Origin of the sequence: Curtobacterium sp. ME12, assembly GCF_903970855.1 — a bacterium.
GTDB classification, from domain to species: Bacteria; Actinomycetota; Actinomycetes; order Actinomycetales; family Microbacteriaceae; genus Curtobacterium; species Curtobacterium poinsettiae_A.
The window spans coordinates 82,507-103,825 of the sequence record NZ_CAJCKD010000002.1 but is presented as its reverse complement, the minus strand read 5'-3'; the positions used below and the strand labels follow the sequence as shown (position 1 = coordinate 103,825).

General features: G+C 71.9%; 25 protein-coding genes. 17 read left to right on the top strand and 8 right to left on the bottom strand.

The genetic code is table 11. The features are described from left to right. Positions 1 to 9 precede the first annotated feature (9 nt). The 3 genes from hxlA to H7A73_RS01900 all read left to right on the top strand — a co-directional run bounded on the left by hxlA (position 10) and on the right by H7A73_RS01900 (position 2,576). Positions 10 to 633 (top strand): 3-hexulose-6-phosphate synthase, encoded by a 624-nt coding sequence (gene hxlA / locus H7A73_RS01910; protein WP_182064416.1) that lies wholly within the window; start codon positions 10 to 12, stop codon positions 631 to 633. A 135-nt stretch (positions 634 to 768) separates the two neighbouring features. After that, on the top strand, positions 769 to 1,857 hold the full coding sequence (locus H7A73_RS01905; RefSeq protein WP_182064415.1) for a bifunctional GNAT family N-acetyltransferase/class I SAM-dependent methyltransferase: 1,089 nt from the start codon (positions 769 to 771) through the stop codon (positions 1,855 to 1,857). Then, positions 1,854 to 2,576 (top strand): alpha/beta hydrolase, encoded by a 723-nt coding sequence (locus H7A73_RS01900; protein WP_182064414.1) that lies wholly within the window; start codon positions 1,854 to 1,856, stop codon positions 2,574 to 2,576. Before H7A73_RS01905 ends, H7A73_RS01900 begins: the two co-directional genes overlap by 4 nt. Before the next feature lie 71 nt (positions 2,577 to 2,647). Here H7A73_RS01900 and H7A73_RS01895 read toward each other — a convergent pair whose 3' ends face one another. Further along, entirely contained in the window at positions 2,648 to 4,003 is a 1,356-nt protein-coding gene (locus H7A73_RS01895) for an APC family permease (protein ID WP_182064413.1), read from the bottom strand. A 157-nt stretch (positions 4,004 to 4,160) separates the two neighbouring features. Between H7A73_RS01895 and H7A73_RS01890 the strand changes: the two genes are divergently transcribed. The 3 genes from H7A73_RS01890 to H7A73_RS01880 all read left to right on the top strand — a co-directional run bounded on the left by H7A73_RS01890 (position 4,161) and on the right by H7A73_RS01880 (position 8,456). Continuing rightward, positions 4,161 to 4,925, top strand: a complete 765-nt coding sequence (locus H7A73_RS01890) for an HAD family hydrolase (protein WP_182064412.1) — start codon at positions 4,161 to 4,163, stop codon at positions 4,923 to 4,925. Between the two features lie 73 nt (positions 4,926 to 4,998). Continuing rightward, positions 4,999 to 7,509 carry a glycoside hydrolase family 65 protein gene (locus H7A73_RS01885; protein ID WP_182064411.1) on the top strand — a complete coding sequence of 837 codons (2,511 nt, stop codon included), beginning with the start codon at positions 4,999 to 5,001 and terminating at the stop codon, positions 7,507 to 7,509. 179 nt (positions 7,510 to 7,688) lie between these two features. Beyond that, positions 7,689 to 8,456: an SDR family NAD(P)-dependent oxidoreductase gene (locus H7A73_RS01880; RefSeq protein WP_182064410.1), complete on the top strand. Its 768-nt coding sequence runs from the start codon at positions 7,689 to 7,691 to the stop codon at positions 8,454 to 8,456. Between the two features lie 19 nt (positions 8,457 to 8,475). On the opposite strand, the gene H7A73_RS01875 is transcribed toward H7A73_RS01880, so the two are convergent. Genes H7A73_RS01875 through H7A73_RS01865 form a run of 3 tightly spaced genes read right to left on the bottom strand, consistent with a single transcriptional unit; the run spans position 8,476 to position 9,673 of the window. Further along, complete coding sequence (locus H7A73_RS01875) at positions 8,476 to 8,871, bottom strand: VOC family protein (protein WP_182064409.1); 396 nt, start codon at positions 8,869 to 8,871, stop codon at positions 8,476 to 8,478. Continuing rightward, positions 8,868 to 9,383: a DUF1697 domain-containing protein gene (locus tag H7A73_RS01870; RefSeq protein ID WP_182064408.1), complete on the bottom strand. Its 516-nt coding sequence runs from the start codon at positions 9,381 to 9,383 to the stop codon at positions 8,868 to 8,870. Before H7A73_RS01870 ends, H7A73_RS01875 begins: the two co-directional genes overlap by 4 nt. A gap of 26 nt (positions 9,384 to 9,409) precedes the next feature. After that, positions 9,410 to 9,673 (bottom strand): hypothetical protein, encoded by a 264-nt coding sequence (locus tag H7A73_RS01865; protein WP_182064407.1) that lies wholly within the window; start codon positions 9,671 to 9,673, stop codon positions 9,410 to 9,412. A 133-nt stretch (positions 9,674 to 9,806) separates the two neighbouring features. Between H7A73_RS01865 and H7A73_RS01860 the strand changes: the two genes are divergently transcribed. Further along, positions 9,807 to 10,259, top strand: a complete 453-nt coding sequence (locus tag H7A73_RS01860) for a hypothetical protein (protein WP_182064406.1) — start codon at positions 9,807 to 9,809, stop codon at positions 10,257 to 10,259. 34 nt (positions 10,260 to 10,293) lie between these two features. On the opposite strand, the gene H7A73_RS01855 is transcribed toward H7A73_RS01860, so the two are convergent. Then, positions 10,294 to 11,769 carry an NCS2 family permease gene (locus H7A73_RS01855; RefSeq protein ID WP_182064405.1) on the bottom strand — a complete coding sequence of 492 codons (1,476 nt, stop codon included), beginning with the start codon at positions 11,767 to 11,769 and terminating at the stop codon, positions 10,294 to 10,296. 157 nt (positions 11,770 to 11,926) lie between these two features. Here H7A73_RS01855 and folE point away from each other — a divergent pair, with 157 nt between their 5' ends. The 5 genes from folE (at position 11,927) to H7A73_RS01830 (ending at position 15,730) form a co-directional block, all read left to right on the top strand. Continuing rightward, positions 11,927 to 12,538 (top strand): GTP cyclohydrolase I, encoded by a 612-nt coding sequence (gene folE / locus H7A73_RS01850; protein ID WP_182064529.1) that lies wholly within the window; start codon positions 11,927 to 11,929, stop codon positions 12,536 to 12,538. Continuing rightward, positions 12,535 to 13,515, top strand: coding sequence for a dihydropteroate synthase (gene folP, locus H7A73_RS01845; RefSeq protein ID WP_259362654.1), 981 nt, complete (start codon positions 12,535 to 12,537; stop codon positions 13,513 to 13,515). The genes folE and folP overlap by 4 nt, the downstream gene beginning before the upstream one ends. Further along, a complete protein-coding gene (locus H7A73_RS01840; protein WP_259362653.1) occupies positions 13,512 to 14,261 on the top strand; it encodes a pyrimidine reductase family protein in 750 nt (249 codons plus the stop codon). Before folP ends, H7A73_RS01840 begins: the two co-directional genes overlap by 4 nt. A 24-nt stretch (positions 14,262 to 14,285) precedes the next feature. Beyond that, complete coding sequence (locus tag H7A73_RS01835; protein WP_182064403.1) at positions 14,286 to 14,939, top strand: HAD-IA family hydrolase; 654 nt, start codon at positions 14,286 to 14,288, stop codon at positions 14,937 to 14,939. A 248-nt stretch (positions 14,940 to 15,187) separates the two neighbouring features. After that, positions 15,188 to 15,730, top strand: coding sequence for a type 1 glutamine amidotransferase domain-containing protein (locus H7A73_RS01830; protein ID WP_182064402.1), 543 nt, complete (start codon positions 15,188 to 15,190; stop codon positions 15,728 to 15,730). A 38-nt stretch (positions 15,731 to 15,768) separates the two neighbouring features. Here H7A73_RS01830 and H7A73_RS01825 read toward each other — a convergent pair whose 3' ends face one another. Continuing rightward, positions 15,769 to 16,365, bottom strand: coding sequence for a molybdenum cofactor biosysynthesis protein (locus H7A73_RS01825; protein WP_259362650.1), 597 nt, complete (start codon positions 16,363 to 16,365; stop codon positions 15,769 to 15,771). Between the two features lie 89 nt (positions 16,366 to 16,454). Between H7A73_RS01825 and H7A73_RS01820 the strand changes: the two genes are divergently transcribed. Genes H7A73_RS01820 through H7A73_RS01805 form a run of 4 tightly spaced genes read left to right on the top strand, consistent with a single transcriptional unit; the run spans position 16,455 to position 19,099 of the window. Continuing rightward, positions 16,455 to 18,044 carry an AlkA N-terminal domain-containing protein gene (locus H7A73_RS01820; protein WP_182064401.1) on the top strand — a complete coding sequence of 530 codons (1,590 nt, stop codon included), beginning with the start codon at positions 16,455 to 16,457 and terminating at the stop codon, positions 18,042 to 18,044. After that, positions 18,041 to 18,553, top strand: a complete 513-nt coding sequence (locus H7A73_RS01815; protein WP_182064400.1) for a methylated-DNA--[protein]-cysteine S-methyltransferase — start codon at positions 18,041 to 18,043, stop codon at positions 18,551 to 18,553. The genes H7A73_RS01820 and H7A73_RS01815 overlap by 4 nt, the downstream gene beginning before the upstream one ends. A 28-nt stretch (positions 18,554 to 18,581) precedes the next feature. After that, positions 18,582 to 18,842, top strand: coding sequence for a type II toxin-antitoxin system prevent-host-death family antitoxin (locus H7A73_RS01810; RefSeq protein ID WP_071250100.1), 261 nt, complete (start codon positions 18,582 to 18,584; stop codon positions 18,840 to 18,842). After that, positions 18,839 to 19,099, top strand: a complete 261-nt coding sequence (locus H7A73_RS01805) for a type II toxin-antitoxin system RelE family toxin (protein WP_182064399.1) — start codon at positions 18,839 to 18,841, stop codon at positions 19,097 to 19,099. The genes H7A73_RS01810 and H7A73_RS01805 overlap by 4 nt, the downstream gene beginning before the upstream one ends. Before the next feature lie 4 nt (positions 19,100 to 19,103). On the opposite strand, the gene H7A73_RS01800 is transcribed toward H7A73_RS01805, so the two are convergent. After that, the gene (locus H7A73_RS01800; RefSeq protein WP_182064398.1) at positions 19,104 to 19,697 is read right to left on the bottom strand and encodes a TetR/AcrR family transcriptional regulator; all 594 of its coding nucleotides are present in this window, start codon (positions 19,695 to 19,697) and stop codon (positions 19,104 to 19,106) included. 9 nt (positions 19,698 to 19,706) lie between these two features. Continuing rightward, positions 19,707 to 20,273 (bottom strand): hypothetical protein, encoded by a 567-nt coding sequence (locus tag H7A73_RS01795; protein WP_182064397.1) that lies wholly within the window; start codon positions 20,271 to 20,273, stop codon positions 19,707 to 19,709. A 210-nt stretch (positions 20,274 to 20,483) separates the two neighbouring features. Here H7A73_RS01795 and H7A73_RS01790 point away from each other — a divergent pair, with 210 nt between their 5' ends. Then, positions 20,484 to 21,305 (top strand): alpha/beta fold hydrolase, encoded by an 822-nt coding sequence (locus tag H7A73_RS01790; RefSeq protein ID WP_182064396.1) that lies wholly within the window; start codon positions 20,484 to 20,486, stop codon positions 21,303 to 21,305. Positions 21,306 to 21,319: the final 14 nt, after the last annotated feature.

Here is a 21,319-nt window from a genome sequence, read left to right as displayed (position 1 = left end):
GGCACACCCATGCAGCTCCAGTTCGCCATGGACACCCTGACCACCGAAGCCGCCCTCGAGCTCGCCGCCGCGGCCGCGCCGCACGTCGACGTCCTCGAGCTCGGCACGCCCCTGATCAAGAGCGCCGGTCTGTCCGCCGTCACCGCGATCAAGGAGGCACACCCGGACAAGATCGTGTTCGCCGACCTCAAGACGATGGACGCCGGTGAGCTCGAGGCCGACATCGCCTTCTCGGCCGGTGCCGACCTGGTCACCGTCCTCGGTGTCGCCGGCGACTCGACGATCGTCGGTGCCGTCAAGGCCGCGAAGCAGCACGGCAAGGGCATCGTCGTCGACCTGATCGGCGTCTCCGACAAGGCCGCCCGTGCCCGCGAGGTCGTCGCACTCGGCGCCGAGTTCGTCGAGGTCCACGCCGGGCTCGACGAGCAGGCGGAAGAGGGCTTCACGTTCTCGACCCTGCTCGACGCCGGCAAGGAGTCGGGCGTCCCGTTCTCGATCGCTGGCGGCGTGAACGCGTCCTCGGTCGCCTCGGTGCAGGAGGCCGGTGCCCGCATCGCCGTCGCCGGCAGTGCGATCTACAGCGCGTCGGACGTCGGCGCAGCAGCCGCCGAGATCCGCGCCGCGATCAAGTAGCGCGTCACGGTCGCCCGCGCGGGGTCGCGGGCGACATCGAGTGAGCAGAAGACGTCGAGTGTGAAGACCACACCCGACGTCTTCTGCTCACTCGCGGCACGTCCCGCGCCGTCCGCAGGGCGGTAGCGTCGAGGCGTGACGATCACGCTGCGCCGGGTGACGGCGGACGACTGGGAGACCTGGCGGCCGGTCCGACTCGCGGCGCTCGCCGACTCCCCGGGAGCCTTCGGCTCGACGCTCGCCGACTGGGCAGACGCTCCATCGCACCGGTGGCGGGCCCGGCTCTCGATGCCCGGAGCGCTCGACCTGCTCGCCCAGACCGAGGACGGTTCCGTCGTCGGCATGGTGAGCGGGGTGACGGGCGAGGACCCCGGTACCGCTGGACTGATCTCGATGTGGGTCGACCCAGCCACCCGGGGCCGGGGGATCGCCGCTGCGCTCATCCGTGCCGTCGCAACCTGGGCTGCGGGCACCGGAGCGCACCACCTCGAGCTGTCGGTTGCGCCGGACAACACCGCGGCCCGCCGCACGTACGAGCGCTGCGGCTTCACCGCGGTCGGCGAGCCTGGGGACGCCCTGCCTGACGGGCGGCGCGAGGTCGTGATGCGCCGTGACCTCACCGCCGAGCGCACGCTCGACGCCTACGAGCGCGCGGCCGATCGCTACGCGGAGCGCACGGACGACCACCGCGCCGGCCTCGTCGACGACCTGCTCGCGCTCGTCCCCGTCGGGGCGCGGGTGCTCGAGCTCGGGTCCGGCCCGGGGCGGGACGCCCTCGCGCTCGAGGCCGCCGGGCTCGTGGTCGACCGGACGGACGGCGCGCGGTCGTTCGTCGAGGCGCTGCAGAAGCAGGGGCACGAGGCACGCCTGCTCGACGTGCGCTCGGACGCGTTCGGCGGCCCGTACGACGCCGTGTTCGCGAACGCGGTGCTCCTGCATGTCGCACGGACGGAGCTCGGGGACCTCCTCGCTCGCCTCCGTGAGGCCGTGCAGCCAGACGGCGTGCTGGCCGCGACCGTGAAGCACGGCGACGGCGATGCGTGGAGCACCCGGAAGCTCGACCACGCCCGGCACTTCACCTACTGGGCGCCAGAGCCCCTCGCCGAGCTCGTCGCCCGCTCCGGGTGGGCCGACGTCGACGTCCGCGAGACGACGCGTCCGGAGGCCGACGAGCGGTGGCTCACCGTCATCGCACGACGCCCCCGGGAAGCAGGGACGCCATGAACCGAGCACTGCGCTGGACCACCTGGATCGTCGCGGTCGTCGTGCTGCTCGCGGTGGTGTTCCTCGTCTGGGCCCACATCGTGATGCAGGGCACCCGCAGCGCCGCCCTGCAGGTCTGGCGCGACGACCGGATCGCCGTCCGCGACGCCGGAGACTCGGTGGTGATGACCCCGACCGGCCAGGCCGACGGGGTCGGGATCGTCTTCATCCCGGGCGCGAAGGTCGATCCGTACGCCTACATGGCCACGTTCCGTCAGGTGGTCGCCAACGGCACGACCGTCGTCATCACGAAGCCGACGCTGAACCTCGCGTTCTTCGACACCCGACCGCTGTCGACGTTCCAGGCGCACGCGCCCGAGGTCGCGCACTGGGCGGTGGGCGGACACTCCCTCGGCGGGGTCCGCGCGTGCCAGCTCGCCCAGGACGCCGACGGCCTGCTGCTGCTCGGCAGCTACTGCGCGGACGACATCAGCCGCTCGTACATCGACGTGCTGAGCATCTCCGGTTCGCGTGACGGCCTGTCCACACCGGCCAAGGTCGACGCCGCGCGGGACGAGCTGCCGTCGACCGCCACCATGACCGAGATCCAGGGTTCGAACCACGCCGACTTCGGTGCCTACGGCGACCAGCCGGGCGACCGCACGGCGACCATCAGCCGTGCTGATGCCCGCCAGCAGATCTCGGACGCCATCGAGGCCTGGGTGCGCGACCTGCGCTGACCACGCGGGCGGACCGGCGGACGCACCACGGGCCTCCAGACGGTCTGCCTGGAGGCCCGTGGTGCGTGACGTCAGTGGATCACGCCCGCCTCGTGGTCGCGTCCGGAACGGCGCCCGGTGAACCGGGCGACGAAGTACAGGACCACGCCGACGGCGAGCAGGACCGCAGCGTAGAGCCAGACCTGACCGCTCTGCTGCGTCAGCAGCAGGATGCACGACAGCACCCCGAGCACCGGGACGAACGTCCAGACCCTGAAGTGGTCGTGCTCGACGTGGTCGCGGCGGAGCACCAGGACGGCGACGTTCGTGCTGATGAACACGAAGAGCAGCAGGAGGACGACAGTCTCGGCCAGCACGCCCACGTCACCCACCAGGGTCAGGAGCATCGCGACGACCGTGGTGGCGACGATGGCGGTCCACGGGGTCTTGCGGTTCGGCAGGACCTTCGCGAGCAGGGCAGGCAGGAGCCGCTGCTCGGCCATGCCGTAGGTCACACGGCTCGACATGATCATCGTGAGCAGCGCGCCGTTCGCGACGGCGACCAGGGCGATGAGGCTGAAGACCCAGTCGGGGATCGGGACGCCGGTGGCGGAGACGACCGCGAGCAGCGGGCCGCTGGACTCGGACAGCTCCGAAGCGGGCAGGGCGATCGCGCTGGCGAGGGCGACGAGGACGTAGACGACGCCGGCGGTCGCGAGGGCGCCGAACAGGGCCTTCGGGTAGACGCGGCGGGGGTCGCGGACCTCTTCCGCGATGTTGGCGGACGTCTCGAAGCCGACGAACGAGTAGTAGGCGACGATCGCGGCGCTCAGGGTCGCCAGTGCCGGGTTCGCCTCGGCCGGGAACGCGCCGATCCGGGACACGTCGCCGCCGCCACCGCCGAGCATCACGGCCACGACGACGATCACGATGACGAGACCGGAGACCTCGATGATCGTCATCACGACGTTGCTCTTCAGTGAGTCGGAGATGCCACGGGCGTTCAGGCAGGCGATCAGGGCGAGGAAGACGATCGCGGTGGGCACCGGCGGCAGGTCGACGAAGGTGCCGAGGTAGTCGCCGGCGAAGGCGAGCGACAGGCCCGCGGCGCTCGTGACGCCGGCGGCGAGCATGCTGAACCCGACCAGGAACGAGACGATCGGCGCCTTGTAGGCGCGTTCGGCGAAGACCGCGGCACCGCCGGCCTTCGGGTACTTCGTCACGAGTTCGGCGTAGGAGCCCGCGGTGAGCAGGGCCAGCAGGAGCGCGAGCACCAGCGGTGCCCAGAGCGCGCCGCCGACGTCCTTCGCCAGCGTCCCCATCAGGGCGTAGATGCCGGCGCCGAGCACGTCGCCGAGGATGAAGAGGAACAGCAGTGGCCCGGTGATCGCCTGGCGGAGCTTCGACTGCGTGCCGTCGTGGGGTGCGGCCGTGGTGTCGCTCGTCATGGTGGTGCCTTCCGTCCGGGTCAGCGTGCCGGTGCGCGTCTCCGAGTGTTCACAGCCGGTCTCCCGACCGGGTGCGGCGCGTCCGAACACCGGGACTGGAGCGGTCCTAGACTCGTCGGGAGCCATTCGTCCACCACCAGTCCCCGGAGGACCGCAGATGACGACGCAGGACCAGCGCCCGCCCGCGCGACTCAGTGACCAGCGCGCGCTCCTGTTCGACCTCGACGGCGTGCTCACCCCGACCGCCGACGTCCACATGCGCGCCTGGAGTCGGCTGTTCACGCCGTACCTGGCCGCACACGGGGTCGCGCCGTACACCGAGCAGGACTACTTCACCTTCATCGACGGCAAGCCCCGCTACGACGGGGTGCGCTCGCTGCTCGAGTCTCGTGGCATCGACCTGCCGCAGGGCACCCCTGACGACGCGCCGGACACCGACACCGTCTGCGGCCTCGGCAACCGGAAGAACGCCGAGTTCACCGCCGAGCTCGACGAGCACGGCGTCGAGCCCTACCCGGGGTCGCTGCGGTTCCTGACGGCCGCGATCGCCGCCGGCATGTCCGTCGCGGTCGTCTCGAGCTCGGCGAACGCCACGTCGGTGCTCCGGACGGCAGGCATCCTCGACCGGTTCCCGGTGGTCGTCGACGGGCTCGTCGCCCGCCAGGACGGCCTGGCCGGCAAGCCCGCGCCCGACACCTACCTCGACGCGGCCACCCGGTTCGGGCTCACCGCCGCCGAGTGCGTCGTGGTCGAGGACGCCACGAGCGGGGTCGAAGCCGGCCGCAACGGTTCGTTCGGTCTCGTCGTCGGTGTCGACCGCGGCGCCGGGGCGGACGCCCTGCGCGAGCACGGTGCCGACGTCGTGGTGTCCGACCTCGCCGAACTCATCGACGAGCTGCCCGCACCGATAAGCACGACGTAGGCCACCCGGCCGGACGCTCCCTGCCTGCCGGCCGTACCGACGTACCCATCTCCCTCCCTTCCCACGGAGCAGCATGAACCCCATCACCTCGGACCCCCTCGACCGCGTCCGTTACCCGATCGACGAGTGGGCCCTCGTCGAGACGGAGTACACCCCCGACGAGCAGGGCGTCGCCGAGACGAACTTCGCCGTCGGCAACGGGTACCTCGGCCTGCGCGGCAACCTCGACGAAGGCCGTGGCGGCGTGCAGTACGGCACGTACGTCAACGGGTTCCACGAGACCTGGCCGATCCGGCACGCGGAAGACGCCTTCGGCTTCGCGAAGACCGGGCAGACGATCATCAACGCGCCCGACGCCAAGGTCATCCGCCTGTACGTCGACGACGAGCCGCTCGTCCTGGCCGAGGCCGACATCCTCCGGCACACGCGCCGCCTGGAGTTCCGGGGCGGGTACCTGTTCCGCGAGACCGAGTGGTCGACGCCGTCGGGCAAGCGGGTGCTCATCCGATCGCGCCGACTCGTGTCGTTCACCGACCGGCACCTGGCCGTCATCGACTACGAGGTCACCGTGCTCGATGCGGACGCCTCGATCCTGCTGTCCAGCCAGATCCTCAACCGCCAGGACGTGCAGGACGAGTACCACGCCGGCATGCGGGCCGCGGCGAACGCCTTCGACCCCCGCAAGGCCGAGTCGTTCACCGAACGGGTGCTCGTGCCGAAGCTCAAGCGCAGCACCGGCGGTCGCTCGGTCCTGGGGTACCAGGCGTCCAGCTCAGGCATGACGATCTGCGTCGGCGTCGAGCACCACATCGAGACCGAGAACAGCTGGGACGAGTCGTCGTCGATCGAGGACGACCTGGCGAAGCACGTCTACCGGGTGCAGGCCGGTGCCGGTCAGCCCATCCGGCTCGTGAAGCACGTGGTCTACCACACCTCCCGCGGGGTCCCCGTGCGCGAGCTCGCCGACCGGTGCGACCGCACGCTCGACCGGGCGCACGCCGAGAACGTCGACGAGACCTTCGCCAAGCAGCGCGACTGGCTCGACGACTACTGGGCCCGCAGCGACGTCGAGATCGCCGGCCAGCCCGCGATCCAGCAGGCCGTCCGCTGGAACCTCTTCCAGCTCGCCCAGGCCACCGCTCGCACCGACGGCCACGGCATCGCCGCGAAGGGCGTCACCGGCTCCGGGTACGGCGGCCACTACTTCTGGGACATGGAGATCTACGTCCTGCCGTTCCTGTCGTACACGGCGCCGATCGTCGCCCGGAACGCCCTGCGCTTCCGCTACAACATGCTCGACGCGGCACGTGCTCGAGCCCGCGAGCTGAACCAGCGCGGCGCACTGTTCCCGTGGCGGACGATCAACGGCGAGGAGTCCAGCGCGTACTACGCCGCCGGCACCGCGCAGTACCACATCGACGCCGACATCGCGCACGCGCTCATGCAGTACGTGCGGGCCTCGGGCGACCGCGAGTTCCTGAAGCGCGGAGCCATCGACGTGCTCGTCGAGACCGCCCGGCTGTGGGCCGATCTCGGGTTCTGGCGGTCCAACGGCGACAAGAAGTTCCACATCGACGGTGTGACCGGACCGGACGAGTACACGACCGTCGTCGACGACAACCTCTACACGAACGTGATGGCCCGGGCGAACCTGTGGTTCGCCGTCAACGCCTGCCGCGAGCTCGCCGCGGACGACGCCGAAGAGTACGACCGCATGGTGCGCCGGACCGGTCTGCAGCCGGACGAGCTCGTCGAGTGGGAGCACGCCGCCGAGTCGATGGAGATCCCGTTCGACCCGCACCGCGGCATCCACCCGCAGGACGCCCAGTTCCTCGACAAGGAACTCTGGGACCTCGAGAACACCCCCGAGTCCAAGCGCCCGCTGCTGCTCCACTACCACCCGCTGGTGATCTACCGGTTCCAGGTGCTCAAGCAGGCCGACGTCGTGCTCGCGCTCTTCCTGCAGGGGCACGAGTTCACGGCGGCGGAGAAGCGTCGCGACTTCGACTACTACGACGCGCTCACCACCGGTGACTCGACCCTGTCCGCGGTCGTGCAGTCGATCATGGCGGCCGAGGTCGGGTACCACGACCTCGCGGACCAGTACTTCCAGACCGCGCTCTACGTCGACCTGGCGGACCTGCACGGCAACACCTCGGACGGCGTGCACATCGCGTCGACCGGAGGCATCTGGGGCGCGCTCGTCAACGGCTTCGGTGGCATGCGCGACCACGGTGGACGCATGACCTTCAACCCGCGGCTGCCGAAGCACTGGGATCGTCTGTCCTACCGGCTGACGGTCAGCGGTTCGCGCGTCCGGGTCGACCTGGAGCAGGAGACCATGACGCTCACGGTCGAGACCGGGTCGGGCTTCACGGTCTGGGTGCACAACCAGCAGTGGGACATCGAGGCGGGAGAGCCCACCGTGGTGCCGCTGCCGCACCACGGGCCGCGCATGTCCGGGCACGCCCCGACCACGAGCGACATCCAGGGCACGCTGCGTGCGGACGGTTCGGTGATCACCGCGTCGATCCCGACGATCTCCCTCGAGCGCGACTTCGACCTCGACGACTCGACCGGCTGACGCCAGTCCCTGCGCTGCACGTCGCCCCGGTTCCGCCTCGCGGTACCGGGGCGACGTGCATCCCGGGCCGCTGCCGGCACCTCCGAGCGCGTCCAGCCGCACCGGGGCACCGTGGTCTGCCGTGCCCCTCGGGCCGATGGCGTCTCCCGGGCACGGTTCGTGCAACGAGAGGAGACATCATGGGCAACCGGTTCGAGGGCAAGGTCGCGATCGTGACGGGCGCGGGTTCCGGCATCGGCGAGGCGACGGTCCGGGCGTTCATCGACGAGGGCGCGTCGGTCGTGCTGACCGACAGCGTCGAGGAGAAGGTCCGCACGGTGGGTGACTCCCTGCCGACGGACCGGGTGGTCGCCCTGCACGCCGACGTGGCGAGCCCGGAGGACTGGGAGACCGTCGTCTCGGCGGCGATCGACCGCTTCGATCGGCTCGACGTCCTGGTGAACAACGCCGGAACCTTCAGCTCCGGGGACATCACCGACATCAGCACGGCCGAGTGGCGCCGCGTCATCGAGACCGACCTGTCCGGGGTGTTCTACGGCACCCGGGCGGCCCTGCCGTTCCTCCGTGAGACCAAGGGTTCGATCGTGAACACCTCGTCGGTCTCCGGTGAGGACGCCGACTGGCGGATGAGCCCCTACAACGCGGCGAAGGGTGGCGTGACGAACTTCACCAAGGCCGCGGCGCTCGACAACGGGCAGTTCGGGGTGCGCGTGAACGCCGTCGCTCCGGGGCTGATCTGGACCGACCTGACCCAGGAGCAGGCGGAGGACGAGTCGCTGCAGTCGAAGTTCGAGGAGCGGATCGCCCTCGGTCGGGGCGGGCGTTCCGAGGAGGTCGCCGAGGCCGTGCTGTTCCTGGCCAGCGACGCGGCCTCGTTCATCACGGGCGCGGTCCTGCCGGTGGACGGCGGCACCATGGCCAGCAACGGGCAGCCGCCGCAGGCCTGATGCCGCCCCGGCATCGCCGTCAGTGCTGTCCGCTGGCCACGAGCTCGACCTTGAACCGCTCGGCGTCCTCGAGGAAGGCGGCGTGGTGGTCCGGGCCACCGGCGAACGGGTGCCGGTCCTCGTACAGGTGCGTCCAGCCGTGATCGGGAGCCTCGACCCAGAGCCGCTCCACCGCCTCGGCGTCGCCAGCGTGGAACGCCAGGTGGCTGAGTCCCGGCTGGCGGCGGTCGTGGTCGCCGCGCAGCGGGGCTGATTCGAGGACGATGTACGACGTGCCGAGCCGCCAGCTCCGGCCGTGCTCCCAGCGCTGGAACGGCTCGTAGCCGAGTTCGCCGAGCAGCCAGCCCCAGGCGCCGTCGGCGGTGTCGAGGTCGGCGGTGCGGAGCTCGACGTGGTGCAGCGTGCCGAGCGTCACAGGAGCTTCCGCAGGGTGTTCGTGTTGCGGGTCGTCGTCGTGCGCTTGAAGCGTGCGGCGCCGGCCCGCTTGGCGAACACGGTGTCGGTGCTCGACCCCTTCGGACACGACCAGTAGACGACCCCGTTCCCGCGGGAGACCTGCTCGACCGAGTCGTCGAGTTCGAGGTCCGCGACCAACGCGTCGAGCGCACCGTCGTCGGTCCCGAACACCACGTAGTCGTGCCGTGCGTCGGCACGCTCGAAGGGGAAGCCGTCGACCACGGCCGCGAGGGCGTCGTGTCGGACGAGCACGATCCAGGCGTCGTACCCGAACCGGTCGCGCAGCCCCTGCTCGATCGACGTCTTCAGCGGCTCGGCCGGCACGTCGGCGGAGAACACGACGTTGCCCGAGGCGAGCACGGTGCGGACGTCGTCGAACCCGAGTCCCCGGAAGAGCTCCGCGAGCTCGGCGCTCCGGATCGTGATGCCGTTCACGTTGACCCCGCGCAGCAGCGCCACCCACCTGTCCATGTCCGGACGGTAGCGGCTCGGGCCCGTCACGTCCACGTCCGGGCCACGCCCCAGCCGGAGCCCTGCGGCACGATGTCGACCACCAGGGCCTCACCGTCGTCGCTGGTCGCCTGGAACCGCCAGCCCACGGTGCGCTCAGGCGCGTGGGTGATCGCTGTGGGCAGCTCGGCGCGCGTCACGGTCAGCCGGGTGGGGGTGTCGCTCACCCGCCAGCGCCGCCCAGCCCACACCAGCCGCGTCGGCGTGCCCTCGGCCCACCACACCGTGGCGGCCGTGTCGGTGATCATCATCGGGTCTCCTCGTTCGAACGTGTGTTCGAATGGTAGGTGTCGACCTCTGACGTCGCAACCACCGGCGATCGACCACGGCGGGTCGTGGACGAACCCCTCGAACAGCGCAGCCGCCGTCGTGTAGACGGGACCCATGACGAACGACGCACAGGGCCCCGACGCGCAGCACCAGGTTCCCGAGGGGGTGTCCGAGGCCACGGTCGAGGCGCTCGGCAGCCTGTCCGCCGCGGTCGAGGTCATCGAGCACGCCCGCGGCCTGCTCTACGGGTTCCACCGGCTGACCGGCACCGCTGACCTGAACCTCGGCGAGGCGGTCGAGCAGCTGCGGAAGGCGGGGCACACAGAGCTCGCCGGGCGCATCGACACCGAACTCGTGGGCCGCAACGTCATCGCCGGCCGCTGGACGTTCCAGATCGTCGAGGACTACGACGACGGCTACTACGCCCTCGCCAAGGAGCTCGAGCGCACCGCGCGCGACGAGCTCGTGCAGGGCCGCCGCCACCTGTTCGAGGCGGGCATGAAGGAAGACCGTCGCACCCAGGACCAGCGCCACCACGAGGCGACGCCGAGCGACTTGCCGGACTGACCACGGGCCTCCCGGCAACGCCCGGACGAAAGCCTCAGCCGACGCCGAGCAGCGCCTCCAGCGGCCCCCGCGCGAAGTACAGCAGGAAGCCCGCGGCGACCACGTAGAGCAGCCACGAGACCTCACGACCGCGGCCGGACAGCAGCTTGATGAGCACCCAGCTGATGAAGCCGGCACCGATGCCGTTCGCGATCGAGTAGGTCAGCGGCATGACGACGATCGTCAGGAACGCCGGCAGGGCCGAGCCGAAGTCCGTCCACGAGATGTCCGCGACCTGCGCGACCATGAGCGCACCGACGACGACGAGCCCGGCGGCGGCGACCTCGAGCGGGACGACCTGGGTGAGCGGCGTGAGGAACATCGACGCCAGGAACAGCAGGCCGGTGACGACGGACGCCATGCCCGTGCGGGCACCCTCGCCGATGCCGGAGGCCGAGTCGATGAAGACGGTGTTCGACGACACCGACGCGCCACCACCGGCGATCGCGCCGACGCCCTCGACGACGAGCGCCGACTTCAGACGGGGGAACGTGCCGTCCGGCTTCGCGACGCCGGCGGCCTTGGCCAGACCGGTCATGGTGCCCATGGCGTCGAAGAAGTTCGTGAAGACGAGGGTGAAGACGAGCATCGACGCGGCGAGCGGGCCGATACGGGTGAAGGCGCCGAAGACGTCGGCGTGGCCGACGAGCGACAGGTCCGGCACGGCGAACAGCGCGCTCGGCAGGCCGGGGGCGTTGAGGTTCCAGCCGATCTTCGAGTCCACCGAGGTCGGCACCTGGAAGATCGCCTGCAGGATGATCGCGATGATCGTGGTCGCGACGATGCCGATGAGCAGCGCGCCCTTGACCCGGCGGGCCATGAGCGTGCCGATGATGATCAGGCCGATCAGGAACACGATGGTCGGCAGGGCGCCGACGGAGCCGTCCTCACCGAGCTGCAGCGGCGGCGACGCGAGCCCGGAGGACCGCACGAAGCCGGAGTCGACGAGCCCGATGAACGCGATGAACAGGCCGATGCCGACGGTGATCGCGGCCTTCAGCTGGGCCGGGACAGCGGTGAAGATCATCGTCCGGATGCCGGTCAACGCGAGGATCACGATGATCACGCCGTTGATGACGACCAGGCCCATCGCCTCGGCCCAGGTGACCTGGTGCACGACGCTGACGGCGAGGAACGAGTTGATCCCGAGCCCCGCGGCGATGCCGAACGGCAGGTTCGCGATGATGCCCATCGCGATGGTCATGACGCCGGCGACGAGTCCGGTCGCCGCGGCCACCTGAGCGTTCTCGAGCCATCCGCCACTGACGTCCTTGGCGGCCTGGTCGGCGCTGAACCCGCCGAGGATGAGGGGATTCAGGATGACGATGTACGCCATCGTCACGAACGAGACGAGGCCACCGCGGACCTCGCGGGGGATCGACGATCCGCGTTGCGTGATGGAGAAGAATCGGTCGAGGCCGGTCGCGAAGCGGTTCCGGGGCGTGGTGTCGGTCTGCGGGGCGCTCACCACGAGAGTTTAAAGGATGCTGGGTTTCGGGCGTGTCACACCGGTCTCACAGGTTGCGACAGCCAGGAGGCCCGTTCTGCGCGGATCGCGCCCCTCGCGCTGGGCGTCTGCCCGCGTTCTCCGGCCAGGGCTGGTGTTGGATGAGCGGGTGACGTCACCCATGGACCGCGCCCGTGTGGAGGCCGCCGTCCGCGAGCTGCTGCTCGCCATCGGCGAGGATCCCGACCGCCCGGAACTCACCCGCACCCCCGCTCGCGTCGCCGACTCGTACGCCGAGTTCTTCTCCGGGATCGGCACCGACGCGGTCGCCATCGCCCGGGACGGCACCGTGCACGCCGAGGACGGCGAGCGCGGTCGGCTCGTGATCGTGCGCGACGTGAAGTTCCGCTCCGTCTGCGAGCACCACCTGCTGCCGTTCCTCGGGGTCGCGCACCTGGCGTACGCGCCGGGCGACCGGCTCATCGGGCTCGGCACGCTGGCGCGGGTGCTCGACGCGGTGGCCTCCCGCCCGCAACTGCAGGAGCGGCTCGGCGAACAGGTCGCCGCGACCATCGCCGAGGGGCTCGGCGCCCAGGGCGTCCTGGTGGTCCTCGACGCGCAGCACCAGTGCGTCACGACGCGTGGGGAGCGTCAGACCGGTTCGACGACGGTGACGGTGGCGGCGACCGGTTCGCTGACCGACGCCGCGGGACGGGCCGAGGCGATCGCGCTCATCGGCGCGGGGCGTGGGACCGACGCCGGGCACGACGCGAGTGCCGGGGCAGACGCATGACCGGCCTCCCCGACGGCACGGCCGGCACGCCGCTGGCGCGTCGCGCCGGAACCGGCGTCGTGGGCCCACGGACCGACGCGGCCGGACCCGGCTGGGTCGTGCCGGACCTGCGCCACCCGGTCCGGACGTTCGGCCGCCGCACCATCGACTTCGACCACCGCATCGCCGTGATGGCGATCGTGAACCGCACGCCCGACTCGTTCCACGACCGCGGCGCCACCTTCGAGCTCGACCGGGCCGTCGCCGCCTCGGTGCGTGCAGCCGAACAGGGCGCCGACTGGGTCGACATCGGCGGCGTGAAGTTCGCACCCGGTCCGGAGCTGCCCGCGTCCGACGAGATCGACCGGGTCGTGCCCGTCGTCGAGCAGCTCGCCCAGCAGTCCGACGTCGTCATCAGCGTCGACACCTTCCGCCCGGAGGTCGCTGCAGCGGCGATCGCGGCCGGGGCGACCGTCGTCAACGACACCACCGGCCTGTCCGACCCGCGGATGGCCGCCGTGGTCGCCGACTCCGACGCCACCGTCGTCATCACGCACTCGCTCGCCGAACCCCGACAGCCCCTGCCGGCACCGCCGCAGTACGGCGACATCGCGGGCGAGGTCGTCGCGTTCCTGCGCGAACGGGTCGACCGGGCGCTCGCCGCGGGCATCCCCGAGTCGCGGATCATCGTCGACCCGGGCCACGACCTGCACAAGAACACCGTGCACACGCTCGAGCTCACCCGTCGGCTGCCCGAGGTCGTCGCGCTCGGCTACCCGGTGCTCGCCGCGGTGTCGAACAAGGACTTCGTGGGGGAGTCGCTCGGACGCCCCCGCGGTGAACGGCTCTCCGGATCGCTCGCCGTCGCGACCGTGAGCGCGATGCTCGGCGCCCGGATCGTCCGGATGCACGACGTCGCAGAGAGCGTCGACGCGATGCGGATGGTCGAGGCCACGCTCGGATGGCGCACCCCCGTGGAATCGAGGCACAACACGTGAACGTCCTGCCCCCGTCGATCGCGGACCTGTCCGACGACGACCTGCTCGAGCTCTACACCGCCGACGCCGGGGGCCCCTGGCTCCGCGTGAACTTCGTCGCGACGCTCGACGGCTCCGCCGCGGCTGCCGGGGTGTCCGGGTCGCTCGGTGGCGCCGACGACCTGCGCGTCTTCGACCTGCTCCGGCGGGTGGCCGACGTCGTGCTCGTCGCCGCCGGCACCGTCCGCGACGAGGGCTACGGGCCGATGGTCCTGCACGACACCGACGTCGCCTGGCGGCGTGCCCACGGCATGCCGGACCACCCCGTGTTCGCGATCGTCACGGGATCGCTGTCGCTCGACCCGGGGTCTCGGGTCTTCACCGCGGCGCCGGTGCGCCCCGTCGTCCTGACGTCGGCGACGGCGGCTGCGTCGTCGAAGGCCCTGGCGCTCGCCGAGGTCGCCGACGTCGTGCCGTGCAGCGCGGACGACGACCCGGACTCGGTGGACGCCGGGCGGATCCGTGGTCTGTTGGCCGACCGTGACCTCGGGACGATCCACTGCGAGGGCGGGCCGTCGTTCCTCGGGGCGCTCATCGCCGCGGACGCCGTCGACGAGCTGACCCTGACGATCGATCCGTCGCTCGAGGGCGGGGAGGGGCCGCGCATCGCCCGCGGGTCGTCGCCGGAACTCCGGCGGATGCGACCGGCGCACGTGCTGCTCGGCGCCGGCGGCGTGCTGCTCACCCGGTCCGTCCGGGCGCGCTGACCCCCGTGGGCTAGGGTCGGGCGCGTGATCGACATCGTGGCGTCCGGGGTCCTCTTCGACATGGACGGGACGCTCGTCGACTCGACCGCGGTGGTCGAGGCGACCTGGACCCGGTTCGGCCACGCGAACGGCATCGACCCCGACGAGATCCTCGCGTTCTCGCACGGTCGGCAGGCGATCGACACCCTGCGGCGCTTCCTGCCCGACCTGCCCCTGGCCGAGCAACAGCGGATCGCGGCGGAGCTCGTCGCCGAGGAGACCGCGAGCACCGAGGGCATCCTCGAGATCCCCGGGGCCGTCGCCTTCGTGCAGCGACTCGTCGAACTCGGTGTCCCGGTGGCCCTCGTGACGAGCGCCCCGCGTGACCTCGCCGCGGGCCGGATGGCGGCCGCCGGGTTCGCCGTGCCCGAGGCCTTCGTGCCCTCCGAGGACGTCGAGCACGGCAAGCCCCACCCCGACGGCTACCTGCGCGGAGCTGCCCTGCTCGGCGTCGACCCGGCCGACTGCGTGGCGTTCGAGGACGCCCCGGCCGGACTCGAGTCCGCCATCGCCTCCGGCGCGACCACGGTCGTCGTCGGTCTCCTCGAGCACCCGGTGACGGCCGGCCTGCACCGAGTGCACGGGTACGACGGGCTGACCGTCGAGCGCGACGGCGACGCCTTCCGCATCCGCGGCTGAGCGCGGCGCCCGGCCTGCCCGGCTGCGGGTCTGCGGCCGGTCAGGACACCCCGTGCGGCCCGCGCCGAGTGGTCGGGAACCGTCGGTTGCGCCGCCGCCAGCCGACGCTTCGTGACCGCTCGGCGGCCCCGAGCGGGGTGTTGCGACCGCTCGACCGGTCATCCGAGCCGGCCCTGGAGGCCTGTTCAGCCGACCCCGACGACCCTCGGGTGTGCGGCCGGAACGACCGGGCCGCGGAAGGAGCGATCATGGCAACCCTCGACGGCAAGAAGGTCCTCGTCATCACGACGAACTACGGCGTGGAGCAGGACGAGATCGTCGTCCCCACCGAGCAGCTGCGTGAGCGCGGTGCCTCGGTGACCGTGGCGGCCAAGGAGACCGGCACGATCCAGACCCTGGTCGGCGACAAGGACCCGGGGCAGACGCTCGAGCCCGACACCACCCTCGCCGGTGTCGACGCGAACGACTTCGACGCCCTCGTGATCCCCGGCGGCACGATCAACGCCGACACGCTGCGCCAGGAGTCCCGCGCGGCGAGCCTCGTGCAGGCCTTCGCCGAGGCGAGCAAGCCGGTCGCGGCGATCTGCCACGGGCCCTGGACCCTCGTCGAGGCGGGCGTGCTGTCGGGCAAGACCGTCACGTCGTTCCCGTCGCTGCAGACCGACCTGCGGAACGCCGGAGCCGAGTGGGTCGACCAGGAGGTCCAGGTCGACGGTGGCTTCATCACCTCCCGCACCCCGGACGACCTGCCGGCGTTCGTCGACGCGATCGAGAGCGCCCTCACCGCCTGAGCACCGCGCCGCCGAGCCACGGTTGCACGGCGCCCGCGTCAGCCGAGCGCCACGGGGCGGGCCGTGCGGAGCACCGCGGGTCCGAGGGTGAGCACACCGTCGGACTCCGGATCGCACCGCACCCCGCCCTGGCCGCGCATCGCACGGAACGCCCCGGGGGCCACCTCGTGGTCCATCCAGGCGCAGGGGTTCGCGGCGCGGTAGCCGCGGAACCGGACAGCGCGGCCGAGGGCGCCGTCGCTGCCGTCGGGTGTCCTGCTCGCCAACGAGAACGGCTCGCCCCGCAGCGCCTCGACGTCGGCGCCGCGCAGGAACACGTTCCGCCGGGTCGCAGCGGGGTCGACGGTGGCGCCGATCGCGTGACCGACGGCTTCGAGCCCCTCCAGTCCGATCACCGTGACCGAGGCGTGCACGTGCGCCCGGGCCGCGAAGTACCGGTCGCCGACGATGCCCAGCCCGGCCCGCAGCTCGACCCGGTCGCGTGATTCGTCCGGATCGTCCCCGCCCACCGGCAGCGCGCCGTCGGCCGGGCGCCCCTCGTACCGGTGCCGCGGTGAGACGAGCAGCAGCGCGACCTCGACCTCGGTCCGGAACGGCAGGTCGTCGAGACCGGCCACGTCGTCTGCGGAAGTCACCCGGCCAACGCTAGCCGGGCCTCCCGGCCGTGCGCTGCTCCGTCCGATTCCCGCCAGTCGACGTCGGCGGCGCATGTCAGGCTGAGCCCATGACCAGCCCGGACACCGACGCGCAGCCCGACGCGCTGCACGCCGAACGGCACCGCGCCGTCGCATCGCGCGACGCGCGTTTCGACGGCCAGTTCGTCACCGCCGTGCACTCCACCGGCATCTACTGTCGACCCAGTTGCCCGGCCCGCACGCCGAAGGTCTCGGGCGTCACCTTCTACCGCACGAGTGCCGCAGCACACCTGGCCGGCTTCCGCGCCTGCAAGCGCTGCCTGCCCGAGGCGACCCCTGGCAGCCCCGAGTGGGACCTGCGCGAGGACGTCGCCGGCCGGGCGATGCGACTCGTCCTCGACGGTGTGGTCGAGCGCGACGGCGTCCCCGGGCTCGCCGCGCGCGTGGGCTACTCGGAGCGGCAGCTCAACCGCATCATGACGGCCGAGCTCGGCGCCGGACCGAAGGCGCTCAGCCGGGCCCACCGGGCGCAGACCGCGCGGACCCTGCTGACCTCGTCCGACCTGCCCGTCGCCGACGTCGCGTTCGCCGCGGGGTTCGCCAGCGTCCGGCAGTTCAACGACACCGTGCGCGAGGTCTTCGCCGTCACTCCGACGGAACTCCGCGCACGTCGGTCCGGGCGAGGTGACGCCGATGCCGTAGGTGACGGCGGACTGCACGTGCACCTGCCGGCCCGAGCGCCCTTCGACGTGCAGGGCCTGCTCGACTGGCACGCGCTGCACGCCCTGCCGGGCACCGAGCAGGTGGACACCGACCCCGCCGGCCGGGTCGCGTCGTACGGGCGGCTGGTCGACCTGCCTGGAGGCCCGGGGTGGTTCAGCGCGTCGGCCGCCGTCCCGGACGTGGCCGGGCGGGGCACCGGCATCGACCTGCGTGTGCGGGTCACCGACCTCTCCGACCTGCCGGCGCTCGTGGCGCGGGTGCGTGCGCTGTTCGACCTCGACGCCGACCCGGTCGCCGTCGACGCCGTCCTCGGAGCCGTGCCCGAGCTCGCCGGCCCCGTCGCCCGGGTGCCCGGCCTCCGGTTGCCCGGCGCGGTGGACGCGCACGAGATCGTGTTCCGCACCCTGATCGGGCAGCAGGTCTCGGTGGCCGCGGCGCGCACCGCGCAGACCCGGCTCGTGGCCGCACTCGGAGCAGCGGTGCCCGACGCGATCCGGCCCGGCGGGCTGCTGTTCCCGTCCGCGGCGGTGGTCGCCGAACGCGGGCACGAGGTCCTGCGCGGCCCGGCCGCCCGCGTCGACACGATCCTGCGGGTGGCTGCGGCGCTCGCCGACGGGTCCCTGGTGGTGGACGGTGGGCAGTCCCTCGGCGACCTGCGCGACGGACTCCTCGCGGTGAAGGGCATCGGGCCGTGGACCGCCGACTACGTCGCGCTCCGGGTCCGGCACCACCCCGACATCTTCCTCCACAGCGACCTCGCCGTGCGGAACGGTGCACAGGAACTCGGGCTGCCCGGTACGGCGGGTGCGCTCTCCCTATGGTCGGAGCAGGTGGCCCCCTGGCGGAGCTACCTCACGATGCACTGCTGGCGACCGATCATCGACCGCGCGATGACCGCGACCGCCGGCGCCCGTGCAGCCCGTGCCCCCGAGGACCCCCGGAAGGACGACCGATGACCGACGCAACCATCCAGACCCTGGACACCCCTGATGGGCCGTTCACCGTGCTCGAGGACGCCGAGGGCAGGGTCCTCGCCTCCGGGTGGACCGACTCCGTCGAGCGGATCCTCGCCCGCCTGGCCGACCGCCACCGCCCCGACCGCGTGCTCGACGGCGTGGTCGCCTCGGCCGAGGCCGTCGACGCCTTCTACTCGGGCGAGGTCGAGCACGCCATGCAGGTACCGGTCCGGCAGTTCGGCACCGAGCTCTTCACCGAGGGGTGGCGCCAACTCCGCCGGATCCCCGCCGGCGGCACCCTCACCTACACCGCGTTCGCGGCGGCGATGGGTCGGCCCGACGCGGTGCGGGCGGCGGCGAGCGTGTGCGCCCGGAACGCCCCCGCGCTCTTCGTCCCGTGCCACCGGGTGTTGCGTTCGGACGGCACGCTCGGGGGCTTCGCGTGGGGGCTCGACGTCAAACGGTCCCTGCTCGAACGGGAGTCGGTGGGCACCACGGCACTCGTCTGACTTGTACAAAACGCTCTAGAATGTACAGGTGAGCGAAGTGTCGATCTCCGAAGCCCGTGGCCGTCTCGCGTCGATCATCGACGACGCCCGACACGAACCCGTCTACCTGACCCGGCGCAACAAGCGCGTCGCGGCCGTGGTCGATGCGGCCGTCCTCGACCGGTTGCTCGAGGCGGCGGAGGACCTGGACGACCTGAAGGCGGTGGAAGAGGCCCGACTCGAGAACGAGCGCATCGGCGGCGAGAACGTCAAGTGGGAGGACCTCAGGCGCGAACTCGGTCTGGGATGACCTACGACATCGAGTTCGAACCGAGTGCGGGGCGTGCCATCCGCAAACTGCCGCCACATGCCCGACGACTCGTCGAAGGGGTTCTCGCGATCCTGGCTGACGAGCCACGTCCACCCGCGGCTCGTCGACTCGTCAACAGCCCGGAATGGCGTGTCCGGGTCGGTGACCACCGCGTGATCTACCTGATCGACGATGGACGGCTCGTGGTCGTCGTCGTGCGCGCCGGGCACCGGCGCGAGGTCTACCGAGGTCGCTGAGGCGTCAGGCGACCGCGCCGCGCAGGCTGTCCACGTGCAGTTCGACGAGCGCCAGGACCCGCTCCGGCGCCCGGGCCGTCGGGTCCCACGTGTGCTCGACCGCCAGCCCGTCGATCAGCGCGTGCAGCCGGTCCACCTCGTCGGCCAGGTCGCGATCGGCGCCGAAGCCGCCGTCCGCACGCAGGATCTCCAGTGCCCGGGTGCACACCCGGCTGACCCCGTCGTTCAGGCGTCGGGCACTCGCGGCCAGGTGTTCGTCGGTGCGCGCGAGCACGCCGAGCTGCACCTGCGCCAGGATCTCGGTCGTGCGCTCGGCGTCGAGCGGCAGCACCTGGGCGAGGACGTCCAGTGCGAGCGCCCGACCCGTCGAGCGCAGGGCCGTGAGCCGAGCGACAACGCGTTCCTCGATGATCGTCAGGCAGTGCTCGCGCAGGGCGTCCTGCGTCGGGAAGACCCGCCGGAGCGATGCGGGAGCGATGCCGGCCTCGTCCGCGACGTTCCGCACCGACAGCGCGCTCAGGCCGTCCCGCTCCAGGATCCGCAGGCACGCCGCGGCGACCAGGGATCCCCGTTCCTCGAGGTCGACACGGCGGGGCACCGGGTCAGCCTACGGCCGGCTCGCTGCTCCGGCCGGGCTCGCGGCTGCGGTGGTGGCCCGGCGTGGCCAGATCGTGTAGCTGATCGCCCAGAGCAGTTCGACGCCCAGGACCACCCCGAGCAGCGCGACCGTGCCCTGCAGTTCGTTCGTGCGATCCGGGTCCCCGACCACGAGGACGAGTCCGCCGATGATCCCGCCGGCGATCAGCACGGCGAGCCCGGTCCGCAGCACGTCGCCCCAGCACCGGGACGTGTACCGCCGTCCACTCAGCCGTTCCGGTGCCGGACCGCCGGCGAACCGGTGCGTGAACCGGACGTCCGCCCACGCGATCATCCGGTGCCCGTACGCGACCGAGAACCCGATGTAGACCGCCGCGAGCCCGTGGTGCCACGACGCGGTCCCGCCGCCGAGCAGGTCGACCGTGACGACGGCGAGCAGGACGAGGTCGATCACGGGTGCTGCGACGAGCATCGCCGCGCCCAGCCGAGGGCGTCGCAGCAGGTACCGGGTGGTCAGGCCGCCGAGGATCGCGACCCAGAAGGCGATCTCGCAGGCGACGATGGCGATGAGTGTCACGGGTTCCCCCTGCAGCGGCGGTGATCGGTTGAGTACAGGTGTACTCAAACAGCATGGCACGTCGGTCCGGTGGTATCGAGCGGCGCGGTCCTGCCCCTGGAAGCGGGGGGAGACACGGGCTCCCACGCCTGCGACACTCGGAGGACCGGTAATCCGCACGGTCCCCTCCGAGGCCCGACGCATCGCCGTCGACAGCCCGCAAAGGACCCCATGCTCCCTCCAGTCGACCGAACGGTCGTCTCCTCCGACGGCACCACCATCGCCGTCTCCGAGGCAGGGGACGGGCCGGCGGTCGTCGTCGTGGGCGGTGCCTTCGACCACCGCGGGACCCCGTACCTCGACCGCGTGGTCGCCGAGCTCGGCTCGACGTGCCGTGTGGTGACCTACGACCGCCGCGGTCGCGGTGCCAGCGGTGACTCCGCCGCGTGGGCCATCGAGCGCGAGGTCGACGACCTCCGTGCCGTCGTCGAGAGCATCGGCGCACCGACCACCGCCGTCGGCATCTGCGTCGGCGCCGGTGTCGTCCTGCACGGGCTCGCCACCGGGCTGCCGGTCGACGGTGCCGTCCTGTGGGAACCGCCGTACCGCGCCTCGGTCGACCCGCACGCCGACGACGTCGTGTTCGCCGACCTGCTCGACGAGCACGTCGGTGCCGGCCGCCGGGCCCAGGCCGTCCGCGGGTTCCTGACCCAGGTACTCGGGGTCCCGATGGGTCAGGTCACGGCCCTGCGGCTCAAGGGGTCGCTCTGGCGCTCCCTGGTCGTCGACGCCCACGTGCTCAGCCGCGAGGTCCGCGTGCTCAACGGCCTCGCCGTGCCCGAGCGCGTCGCTGCCGCCGTGGGTGTACCGGTGCTCGTCGGCGCCGGTGGCGACGGACTCGAGTGGATGCGTCGTGCGGCCCGCGCCCTCGTCGACGCCGTGCCCGGATCGGAGTACGCCGAGGTGCCCGGGCAGGGACACGTCCCCGCCCCGGCGGCCCTCGGAGCGCTGATCGACCGCGTCCGGAGCCGGATCGCCTCGCCCAGCAGCTGACTGCGAGAGGATGG